Annotated in this window: 12 protein-coding genes and 4 pseudogenes; 8 read left to right on the top strand and 8 right to left on the bottom strand. The window is 54.9% G+C overall.

Annotated elements, in window-relative coordinates:
- The 3 genes and pseudogenes from JFT80_RS19710 to JFT80_RS19700 all read right to left on the bottom strand — a co-directional run.
- On the bottom strand, positions 1–196 hold a 196-nt coding region (locus tag JFT80_RS19710), incomplete at its 3' end, for an STN domain-containing protein (protein ID WP_201149002.1).
- Positions 197–563: 367 nt separating this feature from the next.
- The gene (locus JFT80_RS19705; protein WP_307833116.1) at positions 564–1,526 is read right to left on the bottom strand and encodes a FecR family protein; all 963 of its coding nucleotides are present in this window, start codon (positions 1,524–1,526) and stop codon (positions 564–566) included.
- Positions 1,523–2,043 (bottom strand): annotated as a pseudogene (locus tag JFT80_RS19700) (sigma-70 family RNA polymerase sigma factor). The gene JFT80_RS19705 and the pseudogene JFT80_RS19700 overlap by 4 nt, the downstream one beginning before the upstream one ends.
- Positions 2,044–2,220: 177 nt before the next feature.
- Between JFT80_RS19700 and JFT80_RS19695 the strand changes: the two are divergent.
- On the top strand, positions 2,221–2,469 hold the full coding sequence (locus tag JFT80_RS19695; protein ID WP_201149001.1) for a helix-turn-helix transcriptional regulator: 249 nt from the start codon (positions 2,221–2,223) through the stop codon (positions 2,467–2,469).
- Between the two features lie 113 nt (positions 2,470–2,582).
- On the opposite strand, the gene JFT80_RS19690 is transcribed toward JFT80_RS19695, so the two are convergent.
- Positions 2,583–3,059, bottom strand: a complete 477-nt coding sequence (locus tag JFT80_RS19690; RefSeq protein WP_201149000.1) for a Bro-N domain-containing protein — start codon at positions 3,057–3,059, stop codon at positions 2,583–2,585.
- A 282-nt stretch (positions 3,060–3,341) separates the two neighbouring features.
- Here JFT80_RS19690 and JFT80_RS19685 point away from each other — a divergent pair, with 282 nt between their 5' ends.
- Both JFT80_RS19685 and JFT80_RS19680 read left to right on the top strand, forming a co-directional pair.
- A complete protein-coding gene (locus JFT80_RS19685) occupies positions 3,342–3,716 on the top strand; it encodes a helix-turn-helix domain-containing protein (RefSeq protein WP_307833115.1) in 375 nt (124 codons plus the stop codon).
- 435 nt (positions 3,717–4,151) lie between these two features.
- Positions 4,152–4,439, top strand: a pseudogene (locus tag JFT80_RS19680) (DUF3077 domain-containing protein); the annotation flags it as partial.
- A gap of 143 nt (positions 4,440–4,582) precedes the next feature.
- On the opposite strand, the pseudogene JFT80_RS19675 reads toward JFT80_RS19680, so the two are convergent.
- Positions 4,583–4,924: pseudogene (locus JFT80_RS19675) on the bottom strand (transposase); the annotation flags it as partial.
- Between the two features lie 925 nt (positions 4,925–5,849).
- On the opposite strand from JFT80_RS19675, the gene JFT80_RS19670 reads away from it, so the two are divergent.
- Positions 5,850–6,341 carry a hypothetical protein gene (locus JFT80_RS19670; protein WP_201148997.1) on the top strand — a complete coding sequence of 164 codons (492 nt, stop codon included), beginning with the start codon at positions 5,850–5,852 and terminating at the stop codon, positions 6,339–6,341.
- 368 nt (positions 6,342–6,709) lie between these two features.
- On the opposite strand, the gene JFT80_RS19665 is transcribed toward JFT80_RS19670, so the two are convergent.
- The 3 genes from JFT80_RS19665 to JFT80_RS19655 all read right to left on the bottom strand — a co-directional run bounded on the left by JFT80_RS19665 (position 6,710) and on the right by JFT80_RS19655 (position 9,169).
- Positions 6,710–6,856 (bottom strand): hypothetical protein, encoded by a 147-nt coding sequence (locus tag JFT80_RS19665; protein ID WP_201148996.1) that lies wholly within the window; start codon positions 6,854–6,856, stop codon positions 6,710–6,712.
- Between the two features lie 514 nt (positions 6,857–7,370).
- On the bottom strand, positions 7,371–8,327 hold the full coding sequence (locus tag JFT80_RS19660; RefSeq protein WP_201148995.1) for a DNA recombination protein RmuC: 957 nt from the start codon (positions 8,325–8,327) through the stop codon (positions 7,371–7,373).
- Positions 8,324–9,169, bottom strand: coding sequence for a hypothetical protein (locus JFT80_RS19655; protein ID WP_201148994.1), 846 nt, complete (start codon positions 9,167–9,169; stop codon positions 8,324–8,326). Before JFT80_RS19655 ends, JFT80_RS19660 begins: the two co-directional genes overlap by 4 nt.
- Positions 9,170–10,061: 892 nt before the next feature.
- Here JFT80_RS19655 and JFT80_RS25665 point away from each other — a divergent pair.
- The 4 genes and pseudogenes from JFT80_RS25665 to JFT80_RS24965 all read left to right on the top strand — a co-directional run.
- On the top strand, positions 10,062–10,319 hold the full coding sequence (locus JFT80_RS25665) for an NUDIX hydrolase (protein WP_201148993.1): 258 nt from the start codon (positions 10,062–10,064) through the stop codon (positions 10,317–10,319).
- On the top strand, positions 10,316–10,780 hold the full coding sequence (locus JFT80_RS19645) for a hypothetical protein (protein WP_201148992.1): 465 nt from the start codon (positions 10,316–10,318) through the stop codon (positions 10,778–10,780). Before JFT80_RS25665 ends, JFT80_RS19645 begins: the two co-directional genes overlap by 4 nt.
- 460 nt (positions 10,781–11,240) lie before the next feature.
- A pseudogene (gene zorA1 / locus JFT80_RS19640) lies at positions 11,241–13,431 on the top strand (type I Zorya anti-phage system protein ZorA1).
- A 13-nt stretch (positions 13,432–13,444) separates the two neighbouring features.
- The coding region (locus JFT80_RS24965) for a flagellar motor protein MotB (RefSeq protein ID WP_274610212.1) at positions 13,445–13,586 on the top strand (142 nt) is incomplete at its 3' end.

Below are 13,586 nucleotides of genomic sequence, written 5' to 3'. Positions count from 1 at the left end.
CGAGCTGCTGGACGAGTAGGTGGTGTACTAGCCCGCTGCCTTCAGTAGTGGAGCCCGGCGCCTTGCCGGAAATCGACACCGCGCCCAGTTGCAACGCCTCTTCTGAACGGGCCACCAGGGTGTAGTTGCCGCTGGCATTGCGGCTGGCTTCCAGGCCGCTGCCGGCGAGCAACATGGCCAGCGCCTTGGTCCACATCGTAGCGACCTTGCAGCCCCTGAGTGGTCTGGCCCTCCGTCAATGGCGCGGGGTAGGACAGCAGGATGTGGGCGCTCTGGCCGAAGCGAGTGAGCGCCGGGGCCAATGGGCCTGCAGGAATATCAAACTCCTGCTGCGCCTGTTCGGCAGCTTCGGCCCAGCTCGGCGCGATCAGTAACGGCGCGGCTGCTGCCATGCAGGCAACGCCCTGAACCACGGCGCAGGCCAGTTTGTGCTTGAGAGAAAGTGCCAGACCCGGCCGTTGCATGCAGTGAAATCCACGAGTGATACCCCAATGAAAATAAGTGTCTCGGGGTTTAAGTCTCGCGAGATTCGAAAACGGACCACCCAAGCGCAAAAAAATGTCTCAGGCCTGCCGGGGCTGCAACGTGACCCAGTAGCGGGTGAATTGCCGGACGTCGAGCTGCAGGGTATCGGCGACGGCGAAAATGATGCGCTCGGTGTTCGCCAGGGGAAAGGTTCCCGACACCGGCACATTGGCCAGCCTCGGATCACACGCCAGGTGCCCGCGTCGATAGCGGCTCAGCTCAGCCAGAAACTCCTGCAGCGGCTGCGCTTGGGCCACCAGCATGCCCTGGCTCCAGGCAGGGGCATTCAGCGCAGCGGCGCGTCGGGTAATGGCCCCTTCTGCGTTGAAGCTCAACTGCTCGCCAGCCTGCAACGTCATTGCCAGTTGGCGCCGGGCCATCGGGTTGATCACCAGCGAGCCCTGATAAACGCTGACCTGCGTCACCCCCGCGCGCTGCCTCACACTGAAGCGCGCCAACGCCGCATCAATACGTCCTTCAGCGGTTGTCACCGACAACGGGCGACCGTCGGCCATCTTGTCCCGGGTGATCAACATCTCCCCGCGTAACAGCTTGATGCGCCGCGCCTCGCGCTCAAACACCACATTGATCGCACTGTCGGTATTGAGCTCAACCTCGGTATTGTCTGCGAGTACGTAACGTTGCTGTTCGCCGACCTGGCTGTGGTAATCCGCCGTCAGGTCTTGCAGCACTGCGGTGTCCTTCATGCTCCAGGCGCCAGCACCGGCTGCCAACACCAAGCCAAGCTGCTTGAGCGCTGTGCGTCGAGACAGGGTGGGTCGCAAGGCGGCATGAGCCAAGGGGCGCTGGTTGGGCGAGCGCATCTCGCTCATGCGCTGCGCGAGCGCTTCGGCTCGCTGCCAGGCGCGCTCGTGCAGGGGATGGGCCTGGCGCCAGTTCATGCAGGCCGCCAGGGTTTCCGCGCTGGCCCCAGGCTCCTGCAGCTCCAGCTGCCAGTGCATGGCCTGTTCGGCGATATCGCCAGGGATGGACGGACTCACGTCGGGTCCAGGCTGCTATCGAGCATGATGCACAACGCCCCGGCCTTGACGATGTAACGCTTGACCGTGGTGATCGACACCGCGAGCCGCTGGGCGATATCGGCGTGACTCAACCCATCCACCTGCGACCACAAAAAGCCTCGCGCACCGGCCGCTCCAGGGATTCAAGAGCAGCGTCCAGGGCAATCAAGGTCTCCAGCAAAATCGCCTGGGTCTCCAGGCTCGGCGCGGTCAACTCGGGCATCGCGGCCAGTGCTTCCAGGTAAGCGCGTTCGAGCTTTTGCCGACGGTAGTGATTGGATAAAACACTCTGCGCCACTTTCGCCAGGAACGTGCGCGGCGCATGCAACTCTGGCACCTGCTCCTTGGCCAGCAGGCGCATAAAGGTGTCCTGCGCCAGGTCTGCGGCGCTTTGGGAGCAATCAAGCCGGCGCCGCAGCCAGTTCTGCAGCCAGCTGTGCTGTTGTTGGTACAGCGTGGCCAGGTCGCAGAAGCTGGTTTGAGAGGGGGATGACATGAGGTGGAGGCGCCGGATGAGTAAATATCACAAATGATAATACTTATCATATAGATCGACTGGGTATGGTGGCAAGTGACGGTGGGAGGCAGGGCTGGCGTCCGTTTTTTAAAACGTCTAATTGGCATAATGTCACGTATCCGATACATTTAACTGTAAATGTCTCGGATACTGAACATGGATCATGCGCTTATTATTGGCCGCCTAAGCAAACAAATACGTGAAAAACGTACTAGTCGGGGCCTGACTCAGGCGGATCTCGCAGATCTTGCTGGATTGACGCGGCAGAAAGTCATCGCTGTCGAAAAGGGGACGTTGTCTGTGAGCATGATTGCGTATGCGCGGGTGCTCGGGGCGCTGGATTGCGAGTTTTCGGTGATTCCGGCGCGGATGCCGACGCTGGATGAACTGGGGGATCTGTTTTGAAAAGCATGGCATCACTCAATGTGAAACGCCGGAAGGCAAATCTTAGAAGTGTCCCGCGCCACTGTTGCCTATGACAGTGGCACGGCGTTGCGAGATGGACATTAGAGGTAAATTTACCGGCTAAGTCCGTTGGCATGTTCGACTGATGGCATCAGCACTGGCATATCCCGCCATCGAATCCAGGCGTTGTTTTGCCAATGCAAAAGACTCACGGAAAGTCCCGCCCACTGTAACGTGGTGAGCGACGGCCCATTCTCTGCTGCGCTGGTTGTGGTTCTTCGTAGTGCGGGAATGACCTCATGCGTCAACCACTGCCGAAGGTTTCGGTTTTCGGGGATGTGGTGATAGATCATGAGCGCATACACGCCGGATTCGCTCACCATCAACGTATCCTGAATTCCACCGTGGTAGTTCAGCCGAAGAAAACGATACTGGTCAGTGTCGAGCTTGCGAATCAGGCGCTCGTTCAGGGGATAGCCCATAAGCCGGCCGAGATCGACAACGCTAAACCAGGGTTGAGAATCCAATATCAATGCATGGATGAAACGATTGTTGCGCGTGAACCGCGTGGGTTCGAGATGTTCGTTCATTTTGAATTTCCCACTAGAGGTGATAACACCGCCTCCTGACGCCAATCAGGGTGGGCGGAACCGTATGGGTTGGCGTACCGGCTAGTTGGACCCCGGCGCATCCGAGGATGCCCACATACGGCCCGCCCATAACAGGCAGCCACATGTAGGACACGAAAAAGCCGCGACAGCGGCTTTTGTGTCTTCCGAACCAGACAGGACGCCAATCCTGTATCGCTAATGGGTAGCGATTAAGAAACCTTACTGCTTGATGCATGCAAGAGCAAGGTCTTAGGAACACTGGTGCGCCGCACTGAGAGCATCCGACCGGCGAACTTTGCATCGCTTTACGGTGTTGCCGTATCTTTTTGCCATTCCAAGAGGAGATCAGTGATGGACCATGAAATAGAAAGCTTTCAGAAGGACTTGCTGGCTTCGGTACGTCAAATGAAGGCTGGCAAGACCGCACGTACAACCGAGGTGAAGCTTTCTACTGCGGCTGAGGCCAGGGCTAAAGTCGGCGTGTCCCAACGTGCCTTTGCGCAGCTACTGGGCGTCAGCCTGCGCACGCTGCAGGATTGGGAGCAAGGTCGTCGACGACCTACTGGTGCGGCACAGACATTGTTACGGGTTGCCAGTCAGCACCCGGAAGCGTTGCGAGACCTCCAGTCGATCTGACGCCCACCAGGCGTCATCTCGTGGATCGCAGGATTCAATCCAAGGCTGTCAGTGGTTGCAGGGGAGGAAAGCTCGCGATACCCTTTCGCCGTCGCTGCAAACTCAGCGACCGGGTGTGGAAACCCGAGTAATTCAAGGCGCAACAGCGCTCCCATCATGTCTGCAGGCCTTTTTATGCCTGCGGCGTGAGTTATGGCGGCTGTGCGTGGGACGTCTTCGGGCGTGCCGGTTTCCTTGATTACCGGTTTTCCACCCTGCGCACAGCTGTCACCCATTCGTGTGGAAACGAACGTGGCAGCTCCTCATATCAAGGAGTTGGATAATGCGCAGAATTAAACCGTACGAAGTTTGGCTTCCCCCTCTTCGCAGTTCCCAGTGGCGTAACGCCCCACCTTCCACCCTCGGCCACTGCATCTCCCTCTCCGGAGGTGGCAAATGACCGACAATCCCGAACTCAAAACCATCGGCTTCACCCCAGCGATCTACCTCGGTAATCAAGCGATGTTTCACGTCATTGGTGGCGTGCCCATTGGTGATGCGTTGTCGATGGCTTCGGATTTTCTTTGCCTTGCCAAGTCGCTGACTGAGGATGCGGCTTATGCGAAGGACAATGGGCGGCATGCTTGGGCTGCGCATTATTTGGCGGCTATGAGTAAGGCGCTGGTTGATGATTCGTTGAAGGTTTTGATGCGGGAGCGGGGGATTCTGGGGGTTAGTCAAAGGTGGACATGCGATGGTGCTGGGTCATTTGGATTTGTTGTGGATGATCTGGCGCTTACGCGGGCAAGCCCGCTCCCTCAGGAGGTGGTGTTTGGGGGGGGCTTTTTTCGCTGATTAGTAATTGAAGTGGGGTGAGGCTGGGGATCGTCATCACGAATTTTGATCCGCAGTGCGTCGAAGACAATCACCGGGTACATTGGGTCAAGCGGACGTTGCTGCCAAGCACTCACCTCTTCCAGAGCTGCATCGGAAACGCCTGTTCCGTAGGGCTCAGGCAGAAATGCGCGAATCTCACGAACCGTCACACCACGGGCATATATGGCAATGATCTTGTCACCGAAGCCGGTAAAACGGCGCTTGTGCTTGGGGATCTGAATCGGCGCAAAGCTAACGTCGCGGTCTCTGGGGATGTCAGCGCAAAGCTTTCCGTCATCGGTCAACACGGTCTTCCCGCTCTTACCGTTGCGTTGGTCGCTCGACTCTCCAGGGTCGGGATCCCAAACGGGAGACCAGAACGCCAGGAACTCAAAAGCTTCCTGTGAAAGCCAATGGCCCTGAAACTTTGATCTCACTGAATTCCAGGCACAAAAAGACGTCCTTAAACGTCTTTTTTCGTTGATTTGGTGCGACCGGGGGGATTTGAACCCCCGTCCGCCAGTATTCCGCTGTAGGAAAAAGGGGGCGGATTTATTTTCCATAAAGGGCCGAAAGATAGATCCGTTCCCTTTTCCCAGTCTGCTGACGACGCTGGCGTTTTACGGACGTGCGCGGCTGGAGGTGCCAGTGACGCAGGCGCGATCGCGATCACCTGATGGGGAGCTTTCGCAAGCAGAATCGCTCCCCAATGAATGAGCACCAATGATTCCCCGAAGGAGCTGTCGAGTGAAACGAGGCTGCGATCTATTTTCCTGCAGACAAACAAAGCCCGCGGGAGGGCGGGCAAACCGTAGTTTCCTGAATCAGCGTAGCCAATGTGCCGGTTGGCGCCGTTCAGTGCGGTGAAGAAAAATCATCCGCACTACACACTACCCATCAAGCTCAGAAGTCGGACATGAAGCTGGTCATCACAATGCGTTGCGCGCCGTAGTTCGCCGAGCGCGCGGGGGCGCTCTATTAAGCGTGATCAAACACATTGTTGAGATTCAGAGTGCCTGGTTGGCCACCTACACGATGATCTCCGTTACTTCGGCGCGCGTCAGAGCGGTGATTGGCATCCAGGTTGGTTCATGGGTGATGGTGTTGCCCACGTACTGGAGAGCAATTGGCGGATGCGCAGCCTATCAAGGCAGCTAACCCTAGGATACGCATAGATAATCGTACCAATTAATGAAATAGGAGACGGTGCCGATTCATCTAGGGTGGGATTGCGCTTGCAGTGCTATCACCTGATCCGTCACAGCTATGGAGGCACCCTTGACTGAATCGCTACTCAAATCTTCATCCGGCAACCGTCTTGACGCAATAATGAAGGCGCTCACTCATGCGAGCAACATGGCTCTCGAACACTGTGATATGCCGCTCAGCCGGATGCCGGAGTACTTCATGGCTGTGCATGTTGCCCACCACTTTGCTAATGCCTTCAGCAACTTTGGCTACCGAATGGAAGCTTCGGTAAAGGAGACGTTGATCGATGCCGGAGTGGAAGAGGATGAAATCAATGCATTGCTCGAAAATGAGCAGCTTCGGGGCAATGGTCGCTTCGACTTGATCCTGCGAACCGGTCGCAGGGGCGTGCCAGCGCATGTCCTTGAGTTCAAGCGCGGCTCGCGCAGTGATCACCTTTTCAAGGATCTGGTGCGGCTTGCCTATGTGAGCAGGACAGTACGTGAGGGCTCAAGGCTCGAGACTAATTACTTGGTGTTCACTACTAAAGTCAAAAGAGCGCCTGCTCACGATGCTCAGTGACCAGGAAGCAGAGCATCATGCCCAGTACCCTCGCGGTCGCGGAAACGTCAATTATTCGCTCCAGAGATATCAAGCTATACCGCATTGGGCTAAGGATGATGCCAAGCGGGGGGATACACACATGGCGGTTGCAGTGTTCGAAGTGAAATACAAGCATTAGCGAAATACAGTCGCCCCGGCACCGTTTGCGAAATTATATCAAGCAAGGTCTTCAACGCCGAAGTATCAAGTGCGCTATTGACAACCCCATTGGCTCGCTGCGGGAGCACTGGTACTGAAGCGTTTTGCTACATCCGCAGCGGTTCAACACCAGCGTGTCCCGTTAGCGATGCCAGAAATTGGAATGCCAATAACACGTCGAAACCAGCTCAGGAGCGAACCAATAGAGCGAGCTCCGCCTCAATACTCTGGATTTTTCTCTGGAGCTCCAGCTTTCGCCTCTCAATTTCTTCGGGCTCCTCTTCGACTTCTAGGTCATGCCACTCATCTGGGTCTGCAGACAGAGTGACTTTCATGTTAAATCCATGATGATCACTAGCCTGTTTGATCTGCGCCGCAAGCGCTCCGCGTTCGTTGTCGTTCCCGTGCTGAATGAACATGTGCGCGGCAACGGAGTACAGCTGTCCAGTCTTCGGGGGCGTGCTGAATATCCATGCTGGCAAGCAACGACGCCGATTCGTATTATTTGAAGAATTGGGTACTGACTCGACTTCAAAGCGCAGGGGCTCCGACTCTCGAGCTACTGGAGTTACTGCGTAGCCTTCAGCAAGAGGATTGATATGTCTAGTTTTCTACTAGGTCAGAGCGACAGTAAGGAGCCTGTAGGAAAACACGAATCCGGACTTTATGCTGGTCGGAGTTTCACTCTTAAGGTGGGGCGGTAGAATGAAAGCCGTTATGGGCATCGGCGAAATTGGAAAAAAGGCTCGAATGCTTGAGCCAGGTAACGCCAATTCCAAGAGTTCTCGACTCGAGTAAAACTACAAACTGACCGCGCTTCTGACGGAGGCGCGGCTCGTCTGCAACCCCTTAAGACACCGCAGTCAACGGCGGTGCTCCTTCTTCCCCAACCGCTAGCGTAATCGAACTCTCCAGTTCCAGATTTGCCCGCTCCAACAGTTCCGCTGGTAACTCCTTCTGCACTGACACTCCCAATTCCTTGAACTCCGATGCTTGTTTGATCAAGTTGCCCTTACCGGTATAGAGCTGTCCCAAAGCCTTGTCATAAGTTTCCTTGGCCTTATCCAGCTGATTGCCCACGGCTTGCATGCTGGTCAAAAAGCCATGCAGCTTCTCGTAGAAGCGCTGAGCCCGGTTGGCCAGTTCTGCAGTGTGCTTGTTGCGATCTTCAAAGCTCCATAGCTGCTTGACGATTTTCAAACTGGTCAACAGGGTAGTCGGCGTGGCCACCAGTACGTTGCGCTCGATCGCCCGCTGAAACAGAGATTCATCGTGGCGCAGGGCTTCGACGTAGGCAGACTCAATAGGGATAAACATGATCACAACTTCCGGCGAGTTCAGTCCCGCGAGGCGATGATAGTCCCTGTCAGCCAGCTCATTGATCCGGTCACGCACGGCGGAGGTGTGGGCGGCCAGCGCCTGGGCGCGAATGAGGTCATCCTCGGCATTGATGTAGTCGGTATAGGCGACCAGTGATGTCTTGGCATCGATGATCAGGTGTTTGTTCTGTGGTAGATAGACGATGGCGTCCGGACGTTGGCGGCCATCATCAGTGTTGAAGCTCACCTCGCGCTTGTAGTCCGTGCCCAGGCGCAGGCCGGAGTTGTCTAGAACATTTTCCAGCATCAGTTCGCCCCAGTTGCCCTGAACTTTCTTCTGGCCGCGCAGGGCTGTTGTCAGCTTTTCCGCCTGATCGGTAATGTCTTTGTTCAGGCTCTGCAGGTTTTTGAGCTCGGTTCGCAGTTCGACCCGCTGCTCAGCATCCTTGGTGTGAATGTCCTCGATGCGCGAACGGAAGCCTTTCATCTCAGTCTGTAGGGGGCAATCAGATTGTTGATGCTTTCTTGGTTCAGTTCCTTGAAAGCTTTACCTTTGCGCTCCAATACGTCGTTGGCCAGGCGCTCGAACTCCTTGGTCAGGCTCTCTCGGTTCTCGTTCAGCTGCTTGAACTGTGCGTCGAAACTTTGCTGCTTTTCCTGCAAAGAGGTGTTGAGTTTTACGTGAGCGTTGTCCAGGGCAGCGTAGTTCTCCTGAACAGTTTTGAGATCAGCCTTGGAGGCCTCCCACCATGATTTGTAGCTGCTCAGCTCGTTTTGCTTTTCCTGTAGCTGGGTCTCCGCTTGCTTGAGCAGTTCGCGCGTTTCTCCCAGTTGCGATGCGGTCAGTTTGTGTTGGGTCTCGGCTGTCGTTAGCTGAGTTTCCAATTTGTCACGCTGTTGGTCGCGCTCGGTCAAACGCTCAGTGAAGATGCCCGCGTTGTTGGTAATTTGCTCTTGCAGCTTGGCAGCGGTCTCTTGGGCCTTGGAATTGCTCTCACGGGCAGCCTGTTCTGACTGTTGCGCGCGTCTGAGCTCGGTATTATGACTAGTGATTTCCGTATCCAGCTTGCCAAGTTGTTCCTTGCTGTTGTCCCGCTCTGTTTCAAGACGTCCACACGCGATATCGAGGGCAGCTTTTTGCTCTGACAGCTCAACAAGCTTCGTCTCCAGTCGGACTATTCCAGCTTCGGCCTGCTTTAAACTGGCGCGGGTGATTTCAAGGTCAGTAAACGACTGTTGCTCGTTGCGCTGCGCACGCCAAGTGGCGAGCACCCATGCGAAGATGAACGCGGCGAGAGGTATTGCGACCAACATCCATTTTTGTTCCACGATAAATCTCCTGAGTCTAGATTGCTTTCAAGAAGTAGGCTTCCGCCAACGACGAAGACGCCTTTTACTATTTTCCTGCCACCTTTTGATTGTGCCGGGTCCATGGCGACGCGTTTCCATACTCAGGAGCTTGCGCGACAGTATGCGTCGTGCTCGAGGTGGTAGATAATTATGGGGCGCAGTGCCGAGAATATATGACAACCTCGCCATAGTGGCCAATTGCTTTCGGCATTCTAGGGGAGTGGTTCATGATGATTGATCATGAAATGCTTGCTAACGATGTTGCCGTTAACGGCCCGGATTAATCAGCGTCTTACCTCTCTTAACTCATTTGTCGATTTCCAACACCGCCGACCACCTTAGAGGTGGCTGGCCAATGCCTGAGTCATAAAACCAAGGCCTCAACTCCTTAAAATCAGTCACCACGATTTGCTGAGCTTCTGGCTTGTGGACGAGATGCTTTGGATCGATCTACAACTCTGCAAAATTATTTTACTAACGCTCCGCAGCTCGTAATCCCCAGTTGTCCATGAATCATTCCGAGGTCCGTTTGGATGATCATCTCCCGCGCTTGGGTCAAGCCCTTATCTGGCCTATTGATGACGGTTACTTTAACCGTCGCTGCAGTGATAATGGTCGTTTCAGCGATCTGACGCGTCTAACGCAGAATCGTCGGGGAAGCCTGCTCGAAATGTTTACCTGTGCGCACGTCCAGCCTTGGCGACGGCGTCTCGGGGGCTTAATGTGCAGGGAAATTGGCAAACATGGGGCTGACGTAGCTCAATGAATGGTTAGGCCTTGGTTGTAGAAAGTGGTCTGGACGATTGATGCCGATGTGAGCAGAAGGATCCGGCAAAGTGTTTGAAACCTTCAAAGAACTCGAGGAACAATCATGACTTGGGTCATCCCTAAGGCCACCGCTTATGGCGGCATCCTCTTGAACTCCGGTGGTCAGGTTCTCCTGCGGGAGCCAGCCAATCATTACGATGGGTATGCCTGGACATTTGCCAAGACGCGGCCCCAGGGCGATGAGACTCCGGAGCATACTGCTCGTCGCGGAGTGCGAGGGAAATTGGGCACGATGCAAAGGTCGTTGGCGTGCTACCAGGTGTCTATAAGGGTGGGACAACAACCAACGCATATTTCTTGATGATTCCCGGCCATGGGCATGGTTCGGTCAGTCACGAGACCCAAAGCATTCGCTGGGCAAGCTACGAAGAAGCACGGGTGTTGATAAAATTGACCACTAACCACGTAGGCCGGCAGCGTGACCTACAGATACTCGAGGCCACTCAGCGGTGGCTGGAGGTCAATTACAAAGGTGTGATTGCGTTTGAGCAAAGAGGCTCAAGCGGGTGGGCCATCAAAGGAGATTGGATGACCGAGGAAATGCCCGACCGTTTTGTGACGTTGCCCTTGGATTTCTATCTTGGACCTAAGGACGCTGAGGCGATCCGCAAAGGTTACATTCCGTCTGCGATGGAAGAGAAATGGTTTAGCTATTTCGTGGACAACAAGCTTTACCAGCACCGGAGCTGGACAGGCTTCATGATTGATAGAGTCAGTTTTGTCGAGGAACGGGGGGATTGCGCGCGGTGCAAGCGGATGTGAATAGGGAGCCCGAGCAGTACTCACAAACAGACGATGCAGAAGATGTCGCTCGCATTGAACTGATGGTTCGCAAATTGGCTGAGCAGATTCAAAGTTTTCGACACTGATCAAATCGCAGAGAGGCTGGAGGGGATTTGTACAGTATTCGGAGAGCACACACCCGATAAGCCTATCGGATATCTTAGGTCAGGGATCCATTGATCGCGTCCATCTTTACGACGATCAAGGCTCAGGCTAAGGTGCTGGCATAAGGACATGATTCTCTAACATTTGTCCACGGAAGGTTCCTGATTTGCTGTAGTGAAATTACCGCCCTTCCTTTCCGACTTTGTTGTGCCCTGAAAAACGCGTGCCGAGCAAGTGCTGTCATCGATCACCAACGGGATTGGTGATTGACGCATCAATGTGGGTTTGCAGGCGTCCCGAACATCAAAAAATTGCAAAATTGAAGGCGGAAAGTATGGATTTTTCGACGCTGTTGCATCTATGGGGTGCTGCAAGCACCGAGCAGCTGATCGCGCCAATAACGGTAGTTGGCTTCGTTTTCATTTTGTGCGCTTGGTATTTTGTTCGTTATTTTTGTCCATCCTTCAAACTTAGCAGTCAGCTAAAAAAACTGACTAAACGTGTGCAGGGTGTGAAAGCGCTCGCCCCGTCTCAACGGCGCTCTGAATTGGAGCGACTGTTCAATGGAAGCAAGCTGGAGCACTCCTGGCACGAGTACGCTGAAACGCTGCACGACCAGTTTGAGTTTCAAGAAGGAGAACAGGTTCTTGTCCGGTCGCGCGCCACCGCCGGAGCCGCGCATTTCTTCTCGCCTCAAAGCGTGGTTGATACCCCGCTGGGAACCGAGTTTTATAAACACCTGCCTGGTATTTTGACCGGCATCGGTATTGTCGGAACCTTCTTCGGCTTGATGCTAGGCCTACAGCATTTTGATCCAAGTACCCCTGAGCAGGTAAATGCCAGCGTCGATAAGCTGCTCAAGGACGTGTTATTTGCGTTCATCGGCTCCTTTATTTCTATCATGGCCTCTATAGCCGTCACGATTACTGAAAAGTGGCGTTTGGGCCAATGCTACAGGCTTCTTGAAGCGTTCAACGAAACCATCGACGGGCTTTTCGACAGCGGTGTCGGTGAGGAATATCTGGCGGAGCTCGTGCGCTCGAGTGCTGAAAGCTCCGTGCAAACCCGACAGCTCAAGGACAGCCTGGTAACCGATCTGCGGGAAATGCTGCAGAACCTTGTTGATACCCAAGTCCGCGAAAGCCTCAAATTAGCGGATACCTTGTCAACGACTTACCGTGACTCTGGGCAGTTGTTGGCCGATCAGGTAAGCAGTGCGATTGAGAACAGTCTCAAATCCCCCTTGAAGCTATCGCGGGTGCGGTTCAGGCCGCCAGTGGCGATCAGTCAGGGCAAGTACAGAACCTTCTTCAGGATGTTCTGGTTGCCTTCATGAACAAGCTGGAAGGTACTTTCGGCCAACAGTTCAACGGTCTACACGAACTGATGGGCCAGTCCGTTGCCGCCATGCAGTCGATGCAGCAAGGCTTTTCGACGCTGATCCAAGATATGCGTTCGGCTAGCGAGTCCTCGACCCAAAACAGCTCGACTATGATCGCTCAGTTACTCTCCGATATGCAGGCCGGACAGAACGCCATGCAAGCGGGGATGAACGAGATGCTCGCCAATCTCCAGGCTTCGGTTGCCCGTATCGGCAACGAAGGGGAGGGGCAGGTGCTCGAATGGCCGAGCAGTTGGAAAAGTTGTTTGCTCAAAGCGAGGCTCGCCAACAGGCAATGGCTGAGAATCTCCAGGCTTTTGTTGAGTCGATCAAGCAGAACGTCGGCCAAGGTCAACAGGAAACCATGGCGAAAATTGCGGGCTCCGTTGAGGTGCTGGGTGAGCAACTCTCGGCAGTCTTCAAGCAATTGGAGCACGGCCAGCAGCAGATGGATCAAACCACCCGCGCTGCACAGGCTGACCTGCATCAAGGCACCCGTGACTTGGTGGGCGGTCTTGACGAACAGGTCAAGGCGTTGCTGCAAACAGTGTCAGAGCAACAGAAATCTGCACAGGACACCGTTAAGGCATTGAGTGCCCAAACAGAGCAGCATTTGCAGAGCATGCAGCTAGGCGCAGACAAGATGCGGGCGGCGGCTGAGCGGTTTGAAACGGCCGGACAAAGCGTTGCGCGTGCCAGTGAGTCGACTGCGGGGCTGATGGGCACAGTCCAGGGCGCAGGTACTGAGCTTGCACAGGCATCACGTGAGTTGAACACCGTGGTTGCGGACTATCGAAACAATCGTGAAGCGCTGGCGAAAACTCTCGCGGTCATCGAAGGGGTTGTCGCAAGCGCACAAGGGGAGGCCAGCGGCCGCAGCCAGTATCTCCAGGACCTGAAGGTTCAAAGCGAGCGGATGCAGGCGCTTAACCGTGAAGTTTATGAATACCTGGAAAACATCAGTGGTGTGTTGGGTAACGGCTTTAAAGAGTTCGGTGATGGCATGGATCGGACCTTGAGACAAACGCTGGGTAGTCTGGATGCCGAGCTCGATAAAGCAGTCAAGAGCCTCGCTGGCGGTGTAGAAGGGGTCAAGGAAAGTCTCGAAGACTTCGGCGAAATCATGGAACGAATCAGGCAGTAACGGAGGCTAGTCGATGTTTGGTAAGCAAATGCCTTCGGTTGCCCGTTCAAAAGACGAGGGAGAGAAGCCGTTCTGGATCTCCTTCGCTGATTTGATGACTGCGATGATGATTCTATTTCTCGTGGTCATGGTGGCGGCTTTGAGTTCTGTGACGC

This window comes from Pseudomonas sp. TH10, from assembly GCF_016651255.1.
GTDB lineage: Bacteria > Pseudomonadota > Gammaproteobacteria > Pseudomonadales > Pseudomonadaceae > Aquipseudomonas.
Note: the sequence above shows the minus strand (reverse complement) of the source record. Positions and strands in the feature narration are given on the sequence as shown.

Coding starts and splice junctions, on each gene's coding strand:
- JFT80_RS19695 (WP_201149001.1), top strand. CDS start 2,221: ATGGATCATGCGCTTATTATTGGCCGCCTAAGCAAACAAATACGTGAA.
- JFT80_RS19690 (WP_201149000.1), bottom strand. CDS start 3,059: ATGAACGAACATCTCGAACCCACGCGGTTCACGCGCAACAATCGTTTC.
- JFT80_RS19665 (WP_201148996.1), bottom strand. CDS start 6,856: ATGAAAGTCACTCTGTCTGCAGACCCAGATGAGTGGCATGACCTAGAA.
- JFT80_RS19660 (WP_201148995.1), bottom strand. CDS start 8,327: ATGAAAGGCTTCCGTTCGCGCATCGAGGACATTCACACCAAGGATGCT.
- JFT80_RS25665 (WP_201148993.1), top strand. CDS start 10,062: ATGACTTGGGTCATCCCTAAGGCCACCGCTTATGGCGGCATCCTCTTG.